Origin of the sequence: Nonomuraea sp. NPDC059194, from assembly GCF_042754765.1 — a bacterium.
In the GTDB taxonomy this organism is placed as follows: Bacteria; Actinomycetota; Actinomycetes; order Streptosporangiales; family Streptosporangiaceae; genus Nonomuraea.
In genome coordinates this window covers 21,310-40,047 of sequence record NZ_JBHZBH010000058.1, presented here as the reverse complement: position 1 = coordinate 40,047, position 18,738 = coordinate 21,310, and the positions used below count along the sequence as shown (strand labels likewise).

Annotated in this window: 24 protein-coding genes and 1 pseudogene; 10 read left to right on the top strand and 15 right to left on the bottom strand. The window is 69.6% G+C overall.

All coding sequences use genetic code 11. The features are described from left to right. Nucleotides 1-161 precede the first annotated feature (161 nt). The gene (locus ACFXJ8_RS40495; RefSeq protein WP_379650332.1) at nucleotides 162-812 is read right to left on the bottom strand and encodes a response regulator; all 651 of its coding nucleotides are present in this window, start codon (nucleotides 810-812) and stop codon (nucleotides 162-164) included. Nucleotides 813-1,281: 469 nt separating this feature from the next. Here ACFXJ8_RS40495 and ACFXJ8_RS40490 point away from each other — a divergent pair, with 469 nt between their 5' ends. After that, entirely contained in the window at nucleotides 1,282-2,019 is a 738-nt protein-coding gene (locus tag ACFXJ8_RS40490) for an alpha/beta hydrolase family protein (protein WP_379650330.1), read from the top strand. Between the two features lie 171 nt (nucleotides 2,020-2,190). Here the strand turns inward: ACFXJ8_RS40490 and ACFXJ8_RS40485 are convergent, their stop codons facing one another. Continuing rightward, nucleotides 2,191-2,814 (bottom strand): hypothetical protein, encoded by a 624-nt coding sequence (locus tag ACFXJ8_RS40485; RefSeq protein WP_379650328.1) that lies wholly within the window; start codon nucleotides 2,812-2,814, stop codon nucleotides 2,191-2,193. Between the two features lie 136 nt (nucleotides 2,815-2,950). On the opposite strand from ACFXJ8_RS40485, the gene ACFXJ8_RS40480 reads away from it, so the two are divergent. Beyond that, nucleotides 2,951-3,259, top strand: coding sequence for a tyrosine-type recombinase/integrase (locus ACFXJ8_RS40480; protein WP_379650326.1), 309 nt, complete (start codon nucleotides 2,951-2,953; stop codon nucleotides 3,257-3,259). A 177-nt stretch (nucleotides 3,260-3,436) separates the two neighbouring features. On the opposite strand, the gene ACFXJ8_RS40475 is transcribed toward ACFXJ8_RS40480, so the two are convergent. Next, complete coding sequence (locus ACFXJ8_RS40475) at nucleotides 3,437-3,565, bottom strand: hypothetical protein (protein ID WP_379650325.1); 129 nt, start codon at nucleotides 3,563-3,565, stop codon at nucleotides 3,437-3,439. 51 nt (nucleotides 3,566-3,616) lie between these two features. Here ACFXJ8_RS40475 and ACFXJ8_RS40470 point away from each other — a divergent pair, with 51 nt between their 5' ends. Further along, nucleotides 3,617-4,327 carry a VOC family protein gene (locus tag ACFXJ8_RS40470; RefSeq protein WP_379650324.1) on the top strand — a complete coding sequence of 237 codons (711 nt, stop codon included), beginning with the start codon at nucleotides 3,617-3,619 and terminating at the stop codon, nucleotides 4,325-4,327. A gap of 507 nt (nucleotides 4,328-4,834) precedes the next feature. On the opposite strand, the gene ACFXJ8_RS40465 is transcribed toward ACFXJ8_RS40470, so the two are convergent. After that, nucleotides 4,835-5,542 carry an alpha/beta hydrolase gene (locus tag ACFXJ8_RS40465; protein ID WP_379650323.1) on the bottom strand — a complete coding sequence of 236 codons (708 nt, stop codon included), beginning with the start codon at nucleotides 5,540-5,542 and terminating at the stop codon, nucleotides 4,835-4,837. A 529-nt stretch (nucleotides 5,543-6,071) separates the two neighbouring features. Between ACFXJ8_RS40465 and ACFXJ8_RS40460 the strand changes: the two genes are divergently transcribed. Then, nucleotides 6,072-6,893, top strand: coding sequence for a LysR family transcriptional regulator (locus ACFXJ8_RS40460; RefSeq protein ID WP_379650322.1), 822 nt, complete (start codon nucleotides 6,072-6,074; stop codon nucleotides 6,891-6,893). Nucleotides 6,894-7,057: 164 nt separating this feature from the next. Here the strand turns inward: ACFXJ8_RS40460 and ACFXJ8_RS40455 are convergent. From ACFXJ8_RS40455 to ACFXJ8_RS40415, 9 genes and pseudogenes are all read right to left on the bottom strand, one after another. Then, a pseudogene (locus ACFXJ8_RS40455) lies at nucleotides 7,058-7,453 on the bottom strand (recombinase family protein); the annotation flags it as partial. Between the two features lie 85 nt (nucleotides 7,454-7,538). After that, nucleotides 7,539-8,144, bottom strand: a complete 606-nt coding sequence (locus ACFXJ8_RS40450; protein ID WP_379650321.1) for a DUF1707 domain-containing protein — start codon at nucleotides 8,142-8,144, stop codon at nucleotides 7,539-7,541. Between the two features lie 75 nt (nucleotides 8,145-8,219). After that, entirely contained in the window at nucleotides 8,220-8,393 is a 174-nt protein-coding gene (locus ACFXJ8_RS40445) for a hypothetical protein (protein WP_379650319.1), read from the bottom strand. After that, nucleotides 8,372-8,536, bottom strand: coding sequence for an ATP-binding cassette domain-containing protein (locus tag ACFXJ8_RS40440; RefSeq protein ID WP_379650317.1), 165 nt, complete (start codon nucleotides 8,534-8,536; stop codon nucleotides 8,372-8,374). Before ACFXJ8_RS40440 ends, ACFXJ8_RS40445 begins: the two co-directional genes overlap by 22 nt. 171 nt (nucleotides 8,537-8,707) lie before the next feature. Continuing rightward, nucleotides 8,708-9,130, bottom strand: coding sequence for a hypothetical protein (locus tag ACFXJ8_RS40435; protein WP_379650315.1), 423 nt, complete (start codon nucleotides 9,128-9,130; stop codon nucleotides 8,708-8,710). A gap of 11 nt (nucleotides 9,131-9,141) precedes the next feature. Beyond that, nucleotides 9,142-9,321, bottom strand: coding sequence for a hypothetical protein (locus ACFXJ8_RS40430; RefSeq protein WP_379650313.1), 180 nt, complete (start codon nucleotides 9,319-9,321; stop codon nucleotides 9,142-9,144). A gap of 77 nt (nucleotides 9,322-9,398) precedes the next feature. Further along, the gene (locus ACFXJ8_RS40425) at nucleotides 9,399-9,761 is read right to left on the bottom strand and encodes a DUF2089 domain-containing protein (RefSeq protein ID WP_379650311.1); all 363 of its coding nucleotides are present in this window, start codon (nucleotides 9,759-9,761) and stop codon (nucleotides 9,399-9,401) included. Nucleotides 9,762-9,863: 102 nt separating this feature from the next. Then, nucleotides 9,864-10,130 carry a DUF3817 domain-containing protein gene (locus ACFXJ8_RS40420; protein WP_379650309.1) on the bottom strand — a complete coding sequence of 89 codons (267 nt, stop codon included), beginning with the start codon at nucleotides 10,128-10,130 and terminating at the stop codon, nucleotides 9,864-9,866. Nucleotides 10,131-10,135: 5 nt separating this feature from the next. Then, nucleotides 10,136-10,615, bottom strand: a complete 480-nt coding sequence (locus tag ACFXJ8_RS40415; protein ID WP_379650307.1) for a hypothetical protein — start codon at nucleotides 10,613-10,615, stop codon at nucleotides 10,136-10,138. 155 nt (nucleotides 10,616-10,770) lie between these two features. Between ACFXJ8_RS40415 and ACFXJ8_RS40410 the strand changes: the two genes are divergently transcribed. Then, entirely contained in the window at nucleotides 10,771-11,739 is a 969-nt protein-coding gene (locus ACFXJ8_RS40410) for a TIGR03557 family F420-dependent LLM class oxidoreductase (protein WP_379650305.1), read from the top strand. A gap of 6 nt (nucleotides 11,740-11,745) precedes the next feature. On the opposite strand, the gene clpX is transcribed toward ACFXJ8_RS40410, so the two are convergent. Both clpX and ACFXJ8_RS40400 read right to left on the bottom strand, forming a co-directional pair. Continuing rightward, nucleotides 11,746-12,966: an ATP-dependent Clp protease ATP-binding subunit ClpX gene (gene clpX / locus ACFXJ8_RS40405; RefSeq protein ID WP_379650304.1), complete on the bottom strand. Its 1,221-nt coding sequence runs from the start codon at nucleotides 12,964-12,966 to the stop codon at nucleotides 11,746-11,748. A gap of 5 nt (nucleotides 12,967-12,971) precedes the next feature. Next, entirely contained in the window at nucleotides 12,972-14,159 is a 1,188-nt protein-coding gene (locus ACFXJ8_RS40400) for a cytochrome P450 (RefSeq protein WP_379650302.1), read from the bottom strand. 105 nt (nucleotides 14,160-14,264) lie between these two features. Here ACFXJ8_RS40400 and ACFXJ8_RS40395 point away from each other — a divergent pair, with 105 nt between their 5' ends. From ACFXJ8_RS40395 to ACFXJ8_RS40375, 5 genes are all read left to right on the top strand, one after another. Beyond that, nucleotides 14,265-15,344, top strand: a complete 1,080-nt coding sequence (locus tag ACFXJ8_RS40395) for a TetR/AcrR family transcriptional regulator (RefSeq protein WP_379650301.1) — start codon at nucleotides 14,265-14,267, stop codon at nucleotides 15,342-15,344. Between the two features lie 62 nt (nucleotides 15,345-15,406). Continuing rightward, complete coding sequence (locus tag ACFXJ8_RS40390; protein ID WP_379650299.1) at nucleotides 15,407-16,108, top strand: TetR/AcrR family transcriptional regulator; 702 nt, start codon at nucleotides 15,407-15,409, stop codon at nucleotides 16,106-16,108. Beyond that, entirely contained in the window at nucleotides 16,105-17,049 is a 945-nt protein-coding gene (locus ACFXJ8_RS40385) for a VOC family protein (RefSeq protein WP_379650297.1), read from the top strand. Before ACFXJ8_RS40390 ends, ACFXJ8_RS40385 begins: the two co-directional genes overlap by 4 nt. A gap of 34 nt (nucleotides 17,050-17,083) precedes the next feature. Next, nucleotides 17,084-17,968: a DUF2268 domain-containing protein gene (locus ACFXJ8_RS40380; RefSeq protein ID WP_379650295.1), complete on the top strand. Its 885-nt coding sequence runs from the start codon at nucleotides 17,084-17,086 to the stop codon at nucleotides 17,966-17,968. Nucleotides 17,969-17,978: 10 nt separating this feature from the next. After that, the gene (locus tag ACFXJ8_RS40375) at nucleotides 17,979-18,737 is read left to right on the top strand and encodes a MerR family transcriptional regulator (RefSeq protein ID WP_379650293.1); all 759 of its coding nucleotides are present in this window, start codon (nucleotides 17,979-17,981) and stop codon (nucleotides 18,735-18,737) included. Nucleotide 18,738: the final 1 nt, after the last annotated feature.

Here is an 18,738-nt window from a genome sequence, read left to right as displayed (position 1 = left end):
CGACCAGGTACGACAAGCTCGCCGTACGCTACGAGGCCACCGTCCAGATCGCCATCATCAACGACTGGCTGACCTGCTTATGAAACACGCCCTAGATGTCGCGTGCTTTTAGCGCACGGTGCTCTCCCTCGGGCCATGCGCTGAGGTAACCCCTCCGTTGCTCAGCTCACCACGCCGGATTCCCACGCCCAAGCTGCGATCCCCACCCGATTCCTGACACCGAGCTTGGCGAAGATGCTGCCCAGGTGCGTCTTGACCGTCGACAGCGACACGAACAGCTCCGCGGCCACCTCTTGGTTGGAGCGCCCCCTGGCCACCAGCCGTACGACGTCCAGCTCGCGGTCGGTCAGCGGGTCGTTCGCGGGGAGCGCCGGAGCCTGCCGGGGCTGGGCCAGGTGCTGCAGCAGCCGTACGGTCACCGACGGCGACACCAGCGCGTCACCCACCGCGGCCGCCCGGACGGCCTCGATGAGCAGCGTGGGCCCGCTGTCCTTGAGCAGGAACCCGGTGGCGCCGGAGCGCAGGGCTCCGTAGACGTACTCGTCGAGGTCGAAGGTGGTGACGATGACCACCCGCAGCGCGTTCTCTACCCCGGGCCCGGCCAGGACGCGGGTCACCTCGATCCCGTCCAGCTTGGGCATCCTGATGTCGAGCAGGCACACGTCAGGTCGCAGCCGCCTGGCCTCCGACACGGCCTCGGCGCCGTCCGAGACCGCGGCCACGACCTCCATGTCCGGTTGCGCGTCCACAATCATCTGGAAGCCGGTGCGTACCATTTGCTGGTCGTCGGCGATAAGAACCCGAATAGTCACGGCACCAACTCTAGAGATCAACCGTTCGGCCAATGAGGTTATGGACTCGCGGCCGATGCCGGCGCCGATCCGGGACCGCAAGATCAACTCCATGGCACACGACGACCCCTGCCCAACGCGGAGAAGGCCCGTAGTTCTGGCCGCCGTCGCGGGACTGCTCGCACTCACGGCCTCTATCGCCCCGGCGCCGGCCCCCGCAGCTGCCGCGGCACCCGGCACGCCGTACCTCCCGCCCCGACCCGTGGGTCCCCGCGGCCAAGACGAGGGAGCTCATGGTCTCCCTGTGGTACCCGACGGCAGCGCGTGCCGGGCGGCGCGCGCCGTACGTCACCCCAAGGAATCCGAATTGCTCTTGAAGGGCTCGGGAATCAAAGAACTGGAGAACATACCGCCAGAAGGGCTGAGCCGGACACGGCCGAACGCCCTCACTGACGCCGAACCGTCGGGACGCCGGCGCAGTCTGCCGCTCGTGGTGCTGTCGCCTGGCTTCACCTGGCCTCGCAGCTCTCTCACGGGCCTGGCCGAGGACCTGGCGAGCAGAGGATATGTGGTCGCCGGCATCGACCACATCTACGAGAACTTCGCCACCACCTTCCCTGACGGGCGGGTCGCCACCTGCGCCGCCTGCAAGAACATCAACGACGACGACTTCGGCCAAAGAGTGATCCGGAGCCGGGCGATCGACATCCCCTTCGTGCTCGACCAGTTGACCGGTCCGCGCCCCAAGTGGAAAGGCAGCGCGCTGATCAACCCTGCCCGGGTCTCGATGGCGGGCCAGTCCATCGGAGGGGCCGCCACCCCGGAGACCATGTTGAAGGATTTCCGGGTCCGCGCCGGGATCAACCTGGACGGCAGCCTGTTCCTCCCCATCGAGAGCGGACTGACGCGACCGTTCCTGTTGATGGGCGCCCCCTCGGGTGACAACACCTGGAAACGTGACTGGGAGCACCTGACCGGGTGGAAGCGCTGGCTGGTGGTGAAGGGGGCGCTGCACCCGTCCTTCACCGACTACGACATGCTGCTCCAGCAGCTCGGCGCGGACCTCGGCGGCGGCCTGAAGCGAACCCGCTTGATGGACATCACCCGCAAGTACGTCGCAGCCTTCTTCGACCTGCACCTGCGCGGCAAGCCGCAGCCCCTGCTGGACAAGCCCTCCCCGCACTACCCCGAGGTCCACTTCTGCGCACCGTCGGCCACGAACTGCTGATGTGAACGCTTGCGCTCCAGGCCGATGATCATCCACGACAGTCGAGGGCAGCGCTGACACCCAGCAGGGGCGGAGCCAGCCGCACCGAGTTGCGCTGCCGGGGTCAGCCTGAGCCCGAACACCTGGCGGGCTTCCTCAGCAGGTGTGGGCGTGGGAACGCCCACACTCCAACTACAAGATCGTTAACCCGGCGGCTGCGGCGCCCAGGTGGCGAGAAGGGCGCTCTGTTCTCCAGCAGCCGATCAACATCGCCCAGGCCGGCACTGCGACCGCCGCGCGGCGGCCGGCTTGAGCGCCGGGCCGAAGGTCACCGCCCTTCGTGGTGGAGGCGTCGGCCTCGCCGCGGCCGTCGACGCCTTCCTCGCCACCCCGCGCACGGCCAACCCCAACACCCGCCGCGCCTGCGCCTCGGCCATCGACCGCGTCACCGCACTGCTCGGCGGCGAGCGGCCGCTCGCCGATGTCACCGACACCGAGATCGGCGCCGCGCTCAGCGAGCTGTGGGGCGCGAGCGCGGCGGCGACCTGGAACCGCAACCGCGCCGCCGTCGCCTCCTGGCTGCTCTGGTGCCTGACCAAGAAGCACTGGGCCGCCCCGTCGGTCCCGGCTGAGGCCGAACGCCGCAAGGAGAGCCCCGATGAGACCCGCGCGGTCGCCAAGACCACCATCCACCGGCTGCTGTCCCGTCGCGACATCCCGCTGCGCGAGAGGACGCTGTGGCGGATGCTCTATGAAACGGCGGCCAGAGCGGCCGAGATCCTCGCCCTCAACGTCGAAGACCTCGACCTGGAGCACCGGCGCGCTCCCGTCCGTTCCAAAGGCGGCGCCATCGAGTGGGTGTACTGGGACAGCGGCACCGCCCACCCTCCTGCCCCGGCTGCTCCGGCTGCTCCGGCTGCCCGACGGCAGCACGCGCACCCGCGGTCCGCTGTTGCTGTCCGAACGCCGCCCGGTCCCCGCCCGCCGCCCGGCGGCCGCCGACATCTGCCCGCACACCCGCCGCGCCCGCCTCGGTTACGACCGCGCCCGCGTCCTGCTGGAGAAATACGCCAGCCTCGATCTGCACCAGCTGCGCCACAGCGCCGCCACCCATCTCGGCGAGGCCGAGGTCCCGCTGCAGCTCATCATGGGCAAGACCCGGCACAAGAACCCCCGCACCGCCATGCGCTACGTCAAACCCGGCGCCGAAGCCATCGCCAAGGTCACCGAGGTCCTGGCACCGCGTCGCCGTACCCACTGATCAACTGACTGGCGGCTTGCCGGAGTTATAGGAGTTCCGGGCCGTCCTGCCTGTGTGGCACCCGAAGAGCGGGTCGCTTGCCTCAAGATCATCCCAATCTGGCCCCCTACTTCGTCTACGGAGCGGAGCAGGACTGCATCCATCCGAGAGGGGAGTATGTGCCCGACGCCCTTCTGGTCAGCCCAACGCCGACGGCTCGGACAGCGTGATCAGCTGCCCGCCCAAGGACTTCGGCAGCTCGGCGAAGTCCCCGACCTGCCCGGTACCGCCGGTTGAGCCGAAGGCGTGCGGTCCCTCGCGGTTCATCCACGCGGGTATAAGGTCGGCGGCATGGCGTTGCGGCTTGTTCAGATTGCGATGAATGCTCGAGATGACTCCGCACTCGGCCGGTTCTGGGCCGAGGCGCTCGGCTGGACCATTTCCAGCGAAGAACCGGGCGTGACCAACCTCGAACCCGAGGGCTTCACCTATCCTGACCCCATCGCCGTCTGCCTGGACATCATCGCCGTCCCGGAGCCCAAGACGGTGAAGAACCGCGTGCACATCGACCTCGCCACCACCTCCGCGGCCCATCAGGCGGACCTGATCGCGCGCCTCCAGGCTCTCGGTGCGACGCCCGCCGACGTCGGCCAGGGCGACGTGTCGTGGACGGTCCTCGCCGACCCGGAGGGCAATGAGTTCTGCGTGCTGGAGCCTCGATCGATCTACCGGGACACCGGGCCGATGGCCGCGGTGGCGGTCGACTGCGCGGATCCGCGGGCCATGGCCCGGTTCTGGGGCGAGGCGATGGACTGGACCCTGCACGAGGTGACCGACGATCATGCGGTGCTGCGCTCCGCCAAGGGCGTCGGCCCGTATCTCGAGTTCCTCCGCACGCCCGACGCCAAGACCGTGAAGAACCGCGTCCATCTCGACCTCCGGCCGTACCCCGGTGACGATCAAGCGGCGGAGGTGGCCCGGCTGCGGGCTCTTGGCGCCACCGACATCGACCTCGGCCAGGGCGAAGTCCCGTGGACGTGCCTCGTCGACCCGGAGGGCAACGAGTTCTGCGTCCTCACCCCGCGCTGACGCGGAGCCTCTTCGTCCGCGGGTCGTACAACGGCTCCTCGGCGACGCCGCCGGCAAGCCACTCGCCGCAGTACTCGATCTCCAGGCGCCGAGAGAGTCCCGATTAGTTGCGAGATAACGAACGACGATCGTGAGCTGGGAACTCTTCTTCCGGCGCGGGCCGTTCGACTCCCGGTTATCTGGCAACCTTGCGCATGGGGGCGACATGGACCCGGTGATCACTGTTGATTTCCGAAGTCGCCTGCACTGGCTGCTGTAGGTAGCTGATCCGCTGGCCATCTCATCGCGGCGCCGCCGACGGGCTGCGGACAGGGCGAGCTGCCGGCGATGGTAGACGACCGCGCCGCCGGGGCTGCCTGCGCTGGCCCGATCCGGGCGACTCCACGCCGCCGGAGCCCCGGGAAACGGCCAAACGCAGCGATCTGGCGGGCAGGGCGGAGTACGGCTACTGCGCGGGCCGTGTCCATGCTTCGACGCCCGGCGGGCCAGCCGCCGCCGAGGAACGGTTCACTGCTCGATCCTCGTGGCAGACGCGGTAGCCGCGTAGCCCGCCAACATGTCCGCCACCTGTTCGGGGCGGCTGAGTGCGACGCAGTGGCCGCCCGCGATCTCGTCGGGGACGATACCCAGGCGCTCGGGCACCAGCCGGCGAAAGAAGTCGGGCGGGAAGAAGCGGTCCTCGCTGCAGAGCACGAACCTAGTCGGCACGTTCGGCCACGCATCCAACGGCCACGGAGCGGCCGATGCGGCCCTGGACGGATGGTCGCGCTCCTTGCTCATCGCCTCCTCGGCCAGCTCCCGGGGTACATCGTGGTAGAAGCTCACGAATGGATCCGCGCTGCCGGTCAAACCGCCATCGCGCTTGGCCTGCTCCTCCACCGCACTCTGGTAGCCGGTGTTGGCCCACCACTCATCCGGCGACTCACCCGGCGACGGGATCATGCCGGCCAGGAGGACCAGCACATCGACGGGCAGCCGATCGGCGACCAAGGGGGCGGTGAACGCACCGAACGAGTGGCCCACGACGACCAGGTCCTGCTTGTCACCGACGGCCTCGACCACGGCGTCGGCGTAGTCGGCCAGGGTCTTCGACTCGTCATCACCCGGAAGGTCGGGAGCCAGCACGTCGTGCCCACGCGCTCGTAGCTCGGCCTCCATCAGGTGCCAGGACCATCCGACGTCTCCTCCGCCGTGGATCAACACGAATGTGCTCATGGACTTTCCCTTCATCGTTGGAATTCGGGGCTCACGACGACGGCGACCGCGAGTACCACGATCACGCCACCGACGAGGGTCGGCTCCGTCACCGGTTCGGCGAGGATCAGCGGGTCACGGCCAGTCGACCCGGACCGCCACGCACCGCCAGAGCCCCGCCCACCAGCAGGCCAGCCGTCAGGAAGCGGACACCGGCGCTCACGAGGTGCGGCATCTCCTCGACCATGATCCGGATCGCGAGGTAGGTCGAGCCCCAGACGACGTAGACGACCGCCAGGGCGGCCCCGACGAGCAGGAGAGGGCTTCGAGCTTTTGCCGGTGCAACGTACTGTCATGCCACCACGCTAGAAGCCAGGCGCCATCGTGAAAAACGATTGTTTCCAATCAACTCGATCGCTAGGAGCGATGGCTGGGAGTACGCTGGGACCCGTGACCGATCTCGAACTGCGGCACCTGGCCGCGATGGCCGCTGTCGCCGAGGAGGGCTCGTTCGGCCGGGGCGGCCCGCCTCGGCTACACCCAGTCGACCGTGAGCCAGCAGATCGCCGCGTTGGAGAGGTCTGTCGGCGGCCCGGTGTTCGACCGACCGGGCGGGCCCAGGCCGGTACGGATCACACCGCTCGGCGCCCTCGTCCTCGAGCACGGACGCGAGCTGCTGGCGAAGGCGGCAGCCCTGGCCGAGGCCGTGGACCGGTTCCAGGCCGGCGAAGGCCGGATCGACATCGGCACCTTCCAGAGCGTATCTACGGTGATCTTGCCGGTCATCGTACGTCGGCTGCGCGACGAGCACCCCGGCTGCGACATCCGGCTGTCCGAGGAAGAGCCGGAGGCACCTCAGATCGGCGACCTCGACCTGCTGTTCTACGACGGCCCCCTCAACGGCGACGTCGAGCATGTCAAGCTGTTCGACGATCCGTACCTGCTGGTGGCCAGGCCCGGCACCTTCCCCGACCATTCGGTCGCGCTGGACCAGCTCGACGGCGCACCGATGGTGGCCTGGCCGTCGATCTGCGACCAGCCCAGGATGGAAGAGGTACTCACCCGCGCCGGCGCGGATCCGAAGATCGTCTTCCGTACGGCAGGCAACGAGACGCTGCTGTCGATGGTGCGAGCCGGGATGGGATCGGCAGTGCTGCCGTGGCTCGCCATCCACGCTGCCGACGCCGAGTCCGACGACCGGCTCCGCGTCCACGAGCTGCGACCGGCCATTCCCCCACGCGAGGTCTGCCTGCACTGGCGGGCCGGCCGCACCCACTCTCCCTTGGCAGCCCGAGCGATCGAGATCGCCATCGAAGTTGCGTCCGACCTGGCTGACGAGCTGGCCCTGGAGTACTCCGGTCCGGCCAAGTAAGCAGGGGTACGGCACCCTGCGTCAGTCACTCGACACTCAGACCGACGCGCTCAAGGTCCCAGGCATCACCCGTATCTTCGCCGAGAAGATCTCCACCCGCGCCACCGTCCGCCCGGACGCGAGCGAGCCCTCACGGGCGGCAACCAAGATAAGAGCTCCACCGATCACGTGACCTTCTGAGCTGCTCTCATGTTAAGAGTGTCTTGCTTGGGGTGGCGGTAGATGGTGGGCCGGGTGACGCCGAACGCGTCGGCGATCGCCGGAGTCATACATCTCGCGGGCCAGCCGAACCTGACGAGGCCGAGCTTGGGTTGTTGGCCGCCGGTGCGGCCGCGGGCGCGGGCGGCTTCCAGTCCGTCTCTGGTGCGCTCCGACATCAGGGCGTGTTCGAACTCGGCGATCGCGCCGAGGATCTGGAAGAACATGCGGCCGATGCCGGTGGTGGTGTCGATGCCCTGATCCAGCACGACCAGGCCGACCCGCGTTTGGAGTTCCTTCGACAGCTCGATGAGGTTGTCCAGGGAGCGGCCGAGCCGATCGAGTTTGCTGTCCACGAGTTGGTCGCCCTCGCCTGACCAAGCACCGCACCCGCACTACGCGCGAGCTGTCAGGGCCCGGATACCGCGGTATCCGGGCCCTGCCGCGTCACCGGCGCGGCGTCTGCCACCGGGTGTCGAGCCGGCCGTGCCGCATTCGGCCTACCAAGCGGACGTGCAGCGTCTCCGGCGTGTTGTCGCCCGCGTCCCTGCTGATCGTCAGGCTGCTGTGCCGTACCGACAGCTCGTTGGCGTTCACCACCATGCCCGGCGCGAGGACCAACTCCACGTTGCCGCCGCTCACCCGCAGCTCGATGACCAGCTCGGGCGCGCTGCGCACCGCGCTGGTCAGGTCCAGCGTCACGTCGCACCACGCGGTGCGCAGCGCGAGCCGGTGCGGCAGCGTCCACCGGCCGTCACGGCGCACCGAGCCGTGCCGCTCCTTGATGGTGAGCAGTTCGGCGGCCGGCTCGGCCGGCGTCCCAGCGAGCGGCAGCGTGAGTGCGCCGTCGCTGCCTGGCGCCGCGATCAGGTCGGTGATGAGCGGGGTCAGCTCGTCGATGGTGCGGGCGGCCAGCGCCGCATCCAGCCGCTCGTCGAACTCGACTGGGTCGAGCCGGCCGTCGGCGACGGCGGCGTGCAGCAATTCGATGATCCGGTCGCGTTCCGCGTCGGACGCGCGCAGCGCGGGTGAGCTGGGCGGATCTGCCGGCATCCGGCCTCCTCCGTGGTGAGGTGGTGGCACCGCGCCACCGACATTGCTGACTGATCGGTCTAAGGAGACAGCTACCTAGGCGGTCCTGCGGCGGTACGTGTTCATGGTCAGCGAGAAACGCTTGTCATCGGCGATCCTGCCGGGATTCTTGAGGTGCCGCAGCCGGGCGACCAGCACCAGGTTCTCCCGCCCGCCGAGGATCTCGTCGACGGCGGCGAACTGCCCCGTCAGGCTGATCGACTCCCGCACGTCCGCCGGTTGCGTGGCGACGTCGAAGCCGTGCCCGCGTCGGCCTTGAGCAGCGTGGACAGGATTTTCATGATCGTTGTCTTGCTCGACCCGTTCGAGCCGAGCAGGGCGAAGATGCTGCCCCGCGCTACGGCGCAGTCCACGCCGCGCAGCACCTGCAGCCGGGTCCGGCCCGACGACTTCGCGGAGCGGGGTTCCGTCCGCCGCGCTCTGCTCGAACAGATCGGCGAGATCCTCCAGCATCGACAGCAGGCTGTCCGCCTTGTCCGACGGCCCGAAGGACTGCAGGTACCGCCCGTCCACCTGGACGGCGGCTACTCGCAGAAGACACGCACTTTGGCGTCGGGCTGGTCGACCTCCACGGTCATCTCGTCGAGGTGCTCCACGAGCGCTTCGAGCTGTTCGGGCTTGAGCTGTGTCAGGTCGAGCGGCACGCCCGACCTGTTCAGTTCGTCGTTGACCCGCTCCAGTGCCTGCGGCGGGATCAGAGCCGCCAGCCGTACCCCCGCCCGCAGCAACTGCAGGGGCACCCGCACGTTGATCCGCCCCGGCTCGCCGTCCTCAACGGTGTCCACCATCACCCGCAGGTACTTCGCCTTGCCCTTCGGCCGGGCGTCGGAACGCGAGGCCGCCGGCGGCTGGTCCGGTTCGAACGCGGCCAGGAGCTGCTCCGCCTCCTCTGCGGTGATCTTCCCCTCGGCCAGCATGTCGAGGATGTCCTTGCGCTGTTCGTTCATCGCAACCTCGCCTATCGGATAGCTATGAGCACACCTGTACGGCTGTGCTCGACGTCGACCCGGGTGCCGGGCAACGCGGAGACGATGCGCCAACCGGTGCCGAGTGCCCGCACCACGCTGACGCGGTACACGAGGCAGGCAACGGCCGCCACCAGTACGGCCAGGACCACGACCGGTGAGAACACGAGCACTACCGGGAGTACCGGGACCCAGATCCGGAAGCGACGACCGTCCGGACGTTTGACCCGTACGGTCACCAACTGCGGCATCACGTCCGACCCTCCAATTCGGACAATGCCTGCTGTGCGGTGATCTCGCCGCGGCGCAACCGATCGATGATGTCGGCCCGCGACGGCGCCGGATCGGTCTCGACGAAGTCGAGCATCTGCGTGATCCGGTTCAGTCGTGCTTTGATCGTCGGGTAGCTCACCCCGAAGATCCGTTCCATCTGCTTGATGGAACCGTGGCACCGCACGAACGCCGTGACGAAGACCTGGTCCTCTACGTTGAGCTGAGCCAGTTGCGGTAGCTCGAACTCGCCCTCGATCGCGACGCCGCTGCCTGCCAGGCGCACCCGCTCGACGACGAACGGCTGGCCCCGGGTCAGGTTCGTGAGTTCCTGCCAGTCCATCGCCTGCTCTATCATATCTAAAGATATACTCGGCTCGAAATCAACTTTCAAGATGTCGATCTTAACTTTCTTTAACTTGCACTTCCGGCTCCTTGCTGGCCGTCACCCTTCCTGGGCGCCGCAAGCAGGCGGCCGGGCGTGGGATCGGGCTCGGCGCAGGGCGAGCAGCCCGCCGATTCCCGGGAGGAAGGCGCGCCATCCGGCGGCGGACGGCACCAGCGAGGCGGCCACGACCACGACGACGTAGGAGATGCCGTGCAGAGGGCCGGCGAAGGTACTGATCGTCTTGGTGTGGACGGTGACCAGGTTGCCGAGCAGGACCACCAGGGAGACGGCCTCGACGCCGGCTGCGATTCTCAACAGGCGCACGCGGATCACGCGCCGGAGCCGGGACGGACGATCATGAGGACGACGACGATCGCCCACAGCAGGTTGTAGATTCCGGCCAGCATGGAGAGCGTGCGCAGCCGCCGGCCGTCGTCGGGCTCGCTCAGCGCGTCGCGTTGACGCGGGTAGATCTGCGTGGCGAGCAGGCCGCCCGCGGCGGCGGTGAGGACCATCGAGATGATGATCCAGACCTCGCCCATCCGGCCCTGGGTGGTGGCCAGCGCGATCCCGGCGGCGGGCACGACGAGGCCCATGATGCTGTAAACGCGGGTGATGCGGTGCAGCGCGACGGCCACGGCCGGGTTGCGCTCGCCCGCGTCCGGCGGTTGCGGGTGCGCGGGCTCGGCGCCGACGGCTACGCCGGTGGCGACCGGCGCGTAGCGGGAGAACAGGCTCGTCGCGACGGCCGAGCCGCCGACGAACACGATGCTTGCGAGCACGTGCACTGACAGCAATACAGGTTCCATCGGTTTCCCTTCCGACCTTCAGACAGACTGAAGCCTAGCAAGGCCTTCAGTAGGGCTGAAGGTTGGCCACTCAGATCTACCAAAGCGGGCGTTCGCCCTACGAGGCGCCGGGCAGAACCGGACGGGGGAGCGCCCCGGAAGCAGGGGAGACGCAGATGCAGATCGGCTACAAACTCGCGGCGGAGGGGTTCGGACCTGCCGAGCTCATCCGCCAGGCGGTGCGGGCGGAGCAGGCCGGGTTCGACTTCGTGGAGATCAGCGACCACTTCCATCCGTGGCTGGACAACCAGGGGCATTCGCCGTTCGCCTGGACGGTGCTCGGCGCCATCGCGGCGAAGACCGAGCGCATCGGGCTGGCGACCGGCGTGACCTGCCCGACCGTGCGCTACCACCCGGCGATCATCGCCCAGGCGGCGGCGACGCTCGCGCTGGTCTCCGACGGCCGCTTCACCTTGGGCGTCGGGTCCGGCGAGCGGCTCAACGAGCACGTCGTCGGGCGCGAGTTCCCCGACGCGGTCCGGGTGCGGCACGAGATGCTCCGCGAGGCGCTGGAGATCATCCGGGCGCTGTGGCTGGGCGGGTACCGTTCCTACGAGGGCAAGTACCTGCGGCTGGAGGACGCCCGGGTGTTCGACCTGCCCGAGGAACCGCCGATGATCGCGGTGGCCGCCAGCGGGCCGGTGTCGGCGAAGATCGCCGCCGAGCTCGGTGACGGGTTGTTCGCGACCGAGGCCAAGCCGGAGATCGTCCAGGACTACCGCGACGCCGGCGGCACCGGGCCAGGCTATGCGGAGGTTCCCATGGCCTGGGCGCCCGACGAGCGCACCGCGGCCCGGGCCGCCCTGGAGACGACGCGGTGGGCGCTGACCGGCTGGAAGGTCATGAGCGAGCTGCCCAACCCGGTCAACTTCGAGGCCGCCAGCGCCACCGTCCGCGAGGACGACATCGTGGCGAAGTTCGCCTGCGGACCGGATCCGGCCCGTTACGTCGAGGTCGCGCAGCCGTTCGTCGACGCCGGCTTCGACCGGCTGGTCATGCAGAACGCGGGCCCCGATACCGATGGCTTCATCGACTTCTACCAGAGCGAACTCGACGAGCGGATCCGCGAGCTGAAGCCCCAGTGATCGCCGCTACGCCGACCGCTCGTGCGCGGCGGAGCGCGGCACCAGGGTGGGGCCGGCGTGGCCGAGCACCGTGTCCCGTCCGATCACCACGCGGGCCACGTCGTCCCTGCCCGGCACCTCGTACATGACCGTGAGCAGCACCTCTTCGAGGATCGCGCGGGCCGCTCTGGCTCCGGTACGGCGCAGCAGCGCCAGCTCGGCGACGGCGTCGATGGCTCCGGCGTCGAACGACAGCTCCACGCCGTCGATCTCGAACAGCCGCTGGTACTGCCTGATCAGCGCGTTGCGCGGCTCGGTGAGGATGCGCGTCAGCGCCGCCCCGTCGAGCGGCTCGAACGTGGACAGCACGGGAAGGCGGCCGACGAACTCGGGGATCAGCCCGAACCGCAGCAGGTCCTCCGGCATGACCTGGGCGAAGAGGTCGCGGTCCGGCTCCGCCCTGACCGTGGCCCCGAACCCGGCGCCCGCGCGGTTCACCCGTCGTTCGATGATCTGCTCAAGACCGGCGAAGGCGCCTCCGGCGATGAAGAGCACGCCGCTGGTGTCGATCTGGACGAAGTCCTGTTGCGGGTGTTTGCGCCCACCATGCGGCGGCACGCTGGCGACCGTACCCTCCAAGATCTTCAGGAGCGCCTGCTGCACGCCTTCGCCGGAGACGTCGCGGGTGATCGACGGGTTCTCGTCCCTGCGGGTGATCTTGTCGATCTCGTCGATGTAGACGATGCCCCGCTCCGCCCTGCGCACGTCGTGGTCGGCCGCCTGGAGCAGTTTGACCAGGATGTTCTCGACGTCCTCCCCGACGTAGCCCGCCTCGGTGAGAGCGGTGGCGTCGGCCATCGCGAACGGGACGTCCAGCATGCGGGCCAGCGTCTGGACGAGGTGGGTCTTGCCGCAGCCCGTCGGGCCGATCAGCAGGATGTTGGCCTTGCCGAGCTCGACGGGCGCGGATCTCGTGCGGCCCGCGCGGACGCGCTTGTAGTGGTTGTGCACCGCCACCGCGAGCGTCCGTTTCGCCCGGTCCTGCCCGATGACGTACTGGTCGAGGAACGCGTGGATCTCCCGCGGTCTCATCGGCTCGGGCGGCGCGCTCTCGAGGTCGAGGTCCTCCTCGATGAGCTCGTTGCACACCTCGACGCACTCGTCGCAGATGCAGATTCGGCCTGGACCCGCGATGAGCTTCCTGACCTTCTGCTGGCTCTTGCCGCAGAACGTGCACGTCAGGGTCATCGCGGTCAGAGGGTCACCGGCAGCGACGCCAGGCGCCAGGTGCCGGGGTCGGGCAGCCGTGCCGCCCCCTCCTCGGGTACGGCAGGCGCCAGGCCGGGGAAGCGGCGCAGCAGCGTGCCGAGCGCGACCTCGGTCTGGACGCGGGCCAGCGCGGCTCCGAGGCAGAAGTGGGCGCCGTGGGCGTATCCGAGGTGTCCGGACGCGCCGGGAACGCGGGTGATGTCGAGCCGGTCGGGATCGGCGAACGCGCGCGGATCGCGGTTGGCGGCCACGATGACGGCGGTGACCGGCTCTCCCTTGGGGATCACCACGCCAGCGAAAGCGACGTCCTCCCTCGGGCGGCGGGGGATGGTCAGCAGCTGCGGCCCGCACCAGCGCGTCAGCTCCTCGACCGCGCGGGGCAGAAGAGCGGGGTCGGCGCGCAGCGCGGCAAGCTGGGCGGGGGCGCGCAGCAGGGTGTCGACGGCGTTGGCGATGAGGTTGGCCGGTGTCTGGCCGGCCAGGACCAGGTGCCAGACGAAGGTGACCAGCTCGGTGTCGCTGAGCCGGTCGCCGTCGTCGGACTGGACGCGGATGAGGTCGGAGATCAGATCGTCGCCCCGGTCGGCCCTCCGCCGCGCGACCGCGGCCTTGGCCCTGTCGATGATGGCGGGGATGGCGTCGGCGAAGCGCTGCCCGTGCCCCGCGGCGACGGCGGAGCCGTACTCGCGCCAGCTCGCGCGGTCCTCGGCGGGGACGCCGACCAGCTCGCAGATCACGTCGATCGGCAGCGGCCCGGCGAAGTGCGCCAGCAGGTCGACCGTACCGTTCTCGGCGTGGCCGGGCAGCTCGTCGAGCAGGGCCTCGACGAGCGACTCGACGCGGGGCCGGAACGCGGCCGCCCTACGCGCGGTGAACGACGGCGAGACGAGCCTGCGCAGCCGGACGTGCTCGTCGCCGTCCATCTCCTGCATGGTCCGCAGATAGGCCAGGCATTCGTCCGGTACGGCGGGCCGCATGAAGCTGTCGGCGCCGAGCTCGAACCTGGGATCGCTCAGCATCGCCTTCGCCTCGCCGTACCGCAGCACGGCCCACATCGGGCCGAAACCGGGCGCGACCAGGCGCGCCACCGGCGACTGCTCCCTGACGCGCCCGTAGCGGGCGGCGGGGTCGCGCAGCAGCTCGGGATCGGTGAGGTCGATCTCGGGGGTCAATGGAACCTCCAGATTCACATGGCATCATCATTCAGATGATGCTGTCATCCGAATGCCGACGCTATCGTGGATCTCCGGGGACGGCAAACGCCGACGAGGAGGACGATGGGCCGGCTCAGCAGGGCACAGACGCAGGAACGCAACCGCGCCAAGGTGCTGGCCGCGGCCAGGGACGAGTTCGCCGAGCGCGGCTATCGCGAGGCCAAGGTCGACGGCATCGCCGAACGGGCCGAGCTGACCCGTGGTGCGGTCTACTCCAACTTCCCCGGCAAACGGGCGCTCTACTTCGCCGTCCTGGCCGACCTGGCCGAACGCGCGCCCGAGCCGCCGTATCCGGAGCCCGGCCGTACGGCAGGCGAGGCAGTGCGCGCCTTCGCTCGCGCCTGGGTCGCCAGACTCCCGCTGGCCACCCCTGTCACGACCGTTGACGAGGCGCGCGGCCAGGCCAGGCTCGGCATGGACGTGCTGCCGGAGGTGATCGCCGACGAGCGCACCAGGGCGGCGTTCGCCCAGCTGATGCGATTCGACGCGATCATGCTGGGGCTCGCGCTCGAACGGCTGGATCCGCCGGACGACGGCAGGCGAATGGTGCGGGTGGCCGAGGCCGTCCTCACGACGCTGCAGGGGGCGAGCCAGCTGGCCGCCGCCGCGCCCGGTTTCGTCGAGCCGTTCAACATCGTCAGTGCCTGTGAACGGCTGGCCGCGCTCGACCTCGACGACCGGTGGCCGCCCCCGCACCTTGCCTACATCCCCGCGGCACGGCCCGCCGACGAGCAGTGGGCGCCGCCGCACGCGATCGACGCGCTGCGCGGCGAGCCCGTGCGCCTCGCCGACGACGGGGTGGTGGCGGTGCTCGGCCTGCATCGGCTGGAAGCCGCCGAGGAGGCGGTGCGGGCACTGCCGCCGGGGGCCGCGGTCACCGCCGTCCTGGTCACCGGCGATCCCGCCGAGCTGCTGCCGCTGGCGCGGCTCACCGTCGCCGAGGTGGCCGGTTGCCTGCGCCAGGCGTTCGCGCCGTCGGCGTGGCCGCGGCTGCGGGTGGTGTACGACGAGTCGGGTGCCTTCGCCACGGCGGCGGGGGTGTCCGAGATCGGCGAGATGACCGAGGTCGCCCTCCGGGTCGAAGGGGGACGCGTCGTCGCCCGCGCCGAAGGCCGCGGCGCCTGCCACGCCGTCGCCTCATGACCAATGTGCTAATTTGGTCATGAGTCACCAGTCATAGCGACGGGAGCGTCATGGCCGAGCCGATGAGCGCAGCCGATCGGATCGCGCGCGCCGACCGCATCCTCGATGCCGCCAAGGACCTGCTCCTGCGCTGGGGCTACCGGCGGGCGGCGATCGACGAGATCGCCAAGCGCGCCGGTGTCGGCAAGGGCACGGTCTACCTGCACTGGCGCTCCCGCGAACAGCTCTTCCTCGCGGTCGGGGCCAGGGAGGCGGTGGCGATGATCGGCGAGGTGGTCGCCGCGATGCGCGCCGACCCCGCCGAGATCGCCCTGCACCGCTATATGCGCAGGTTCTTCGTGGCGGCGATGGAGCGGCCCGTGCTGCGGGCCATCTTCACCAGGGACGCCGACACCATGGGTGCCTTCCTCGACAGCCCCGCCCGCCAGCCGCTGGAGAGCGCCAAACTGCTGGCCTCGCGCGAGTACCTGGGCGTGCTGGCCGAGCACGGGCTGCTGCGCGAGGGCCTGCGGCCCGAGGACCTCGACTATTGGCTGCCCACGATCGTCTACGGGTTCTTCGCCATCGAGCCGTTCCTGCCCCCGCAGGTCACGCTCGCGCTGCAGGACCAGGCCGACCACCTGGCCGACACCCTGCACAGGACGTTCGGGCCGGCGCAGCCGCCCACCGGAGCCGACTGCGCGCCGGCCGCGGACCGGGTGATCGCGATCTTCGAGCGGCTCGGCCGCGACTACCGGCAAGCAGCCTACGGAGGCGACGCATGACAGTTCTCGGCCTGCATCACGTCGGGCATGTCGTCAGGGACATGAGCAAGGCGGTCGAGCGGTACGGCATGCTCGGCTTCACCCTGCCACCGGCGGCCTACCCCGTCCTGCCGCCGACGCCCGGCGCGCCCGCCGAGCCGTTCGGGGTGGCCAACACCCACGCCTACTTTCCCGGCAACTTCATCGAGCTGGTGACGCTTGTGGGCGGCGAGGCGACCGGCCGGATGCCGGTCGACGCCCGCCCCATACCGCTGCGGGTTCCCGACGACCGGCTGCCGGCGATCGTGGCGGCGATCCGCGACACCACCGCGAACATGGCCGCCTGTCTCAACCGGTTCGAGGGCATGCACATCCTCATGCTCGACACCGACGACGTCGGAAGCGACGCCGAGCGGCTGGCCGCCGAGGGTGTGGGGCACGGCGGCGTGCACGCCGTCCAGCGTCCGGTCGAGACCCCGCAGGGCACCAGGATGGAGCCGGTCCGCTTCCTCGAGATCGACGGGACGGCGCCGGGTTCGGTGGCCGAAGGACGCGTGGGGCTGGCCGAGAACGCGGCCTCCGAACCCGGCGCGCACCCCAACGGAGCCGTGGGTCTCGTCGAGTGCGTGTTGTGCGTGGACGACGCGCAGATGCCGGAGACGGAGGCGCGCTACAGCCGCTACCTCGGGATTGCCGCGCGAAGCGAAGGCGCGGCCAGAGTGTTCGACCTACGCGACGCGGCGGTCACCCTGGTGGGCGCCTCGGACCTGGGATCGCTGCTGCCGGGCGAGCGTGCGCCCGCCCTGCCGGGGTTCGTCGCCTACACGGTGGCGACGCGCGACGCCGACGCGACCGAACGGTTCCTGCGCGACAGGGGAGTGGCGCTCGGCAGGACCGCGAAGGGTGAGATCTTCGTCCCGGCCGATGCGGCCCTCGGCGTCGCGATCGTCTTCCGCGGTTGACATTGACGCTGCGTCAACTTCTAGCATCGGGACCATGTCGATCACTGTTCTTGACACCTACTCCGCCATGAGGCGGATCCTGCTGGCCCCGGTCGCTGACCGCGCTGACCTGCTGCGTTCGATGCTGGAGGCCAACAAGGGTATGTACCGCTACCACCCAGGCGAGCTCGACCTGGTAGCCGTACACCTCCAATCGTCCGGGTTCCCCATCGACCGCGACGAGGAACGTTGCCTGGCGGCGCTCGAAACCCTGGCAGCGGCCGGGGCCTGGGAGCGGATGCAACGCGCGCTCGACCACGCTCTCGCCGTACTGCTGGAGGCGACACCGGGGCTGGAGGCCCCGGACATCACCGTGCTGTTCGTCCTCGGCGATCCGGGTGACGAACACTTCATGGGTCCCTGCAAAGGATTGACCGGGTTCGGCGGCATCTCGGGCAACATCGCCATCACGTTCTGGCCCTTCCCCGAGAACGTGGAGCGGCTGGAGGCCACCGCCGTGCACGAACTCAATCACAACCTGCGGTGGAGTCCGGGCGGGGTGGTGTGGGACCCGATGACCGTCACGGTCGGCGAGCACATCGTCGGCGAGGGCCTGGCCGACGCCTTCGCCCGCCAGCTCTACGGCGACGAGCTCGGCCCCGCCCGCATCGGTGTGCCGCACCTGCACGACGACGAGGTCTTCGCCAAAGTGCTCACCGGGCTCGATGTGACAGGCATGCAGAACTTCACCGCCTGGGTGCACGGCGACCCAGGCGCGGAGCACCTCGGCGTCACCCCGGTGGGACTGCCGATGGGCGCGGGGTACGCTGCGGGCAACCGGCTGGTCGACACCTACCTGGCGGAGACCGGGCAGACGGCGGCCCAAGCCCTGCACGCCGACGCCTCGGAGATCATCGCAACCACTCTCCGCCTCGGGTAACACTGGAACGATGGAGTGGACGATCCAGGAACTCGCGGCGAGAGCCGGCATCACCAGCCGGACCCTGCGTCACTACGACCGGGTCGGGCTCCTGGCCCCGTCCCGGGTCGGCGAGAACGGGTACCGCTACTACGACCCCACGGCGGTCGCCCGGCTACAGCGGATCCTGCTCATGCGCCGGCTCGGCATGGGCTTGCCGGCCATCGCCGAGGTCCTGGCCGAGGAGGTGGACGCGCTCGACGGGCTCCGCGCCCACATCGCCGCGTTGGAAGAGGAACGTGACCGTATCGACCGGCAGGTCCGGTCTGTGCGTCACACGCTCGAGGCGCTGCAGGCGGGGGTGGAACCGCGGATGGACGTCATGTTGGCGGGGTTCAACGACCTCTACAAGGACGAGGTGATCTCACGTTGGGGCGAGCGCGCGTTCCAGGTGAGCAACGACTGGTGGCACGGCAAGAGCCTCGACCAGCAGCGGGCCTGGAAGCAGGCCACCGAGGACCTCGTCGCCGCATGGGTTGCCGCAGTGAAGGCCGGGGTTTCTCCGACCTCGGAACACGCTCAGTCGCTGGCTGCCCGGCACGTCCGGTGGCTGAGTCAGATCCCGGGTACCCCCACCGCTGAGGGCGACCGGGAGCGCTCGATCGAGATGGTGAACGGCATCGGGGACATGTTCGTCGACGACCCCCGCTTCGCCGCCATGTACGACGACGAGGCGGGGGCGAGGTTCGTCCGCGACGCGCTACACGAGTACGCGCGGACACAGATGTAGT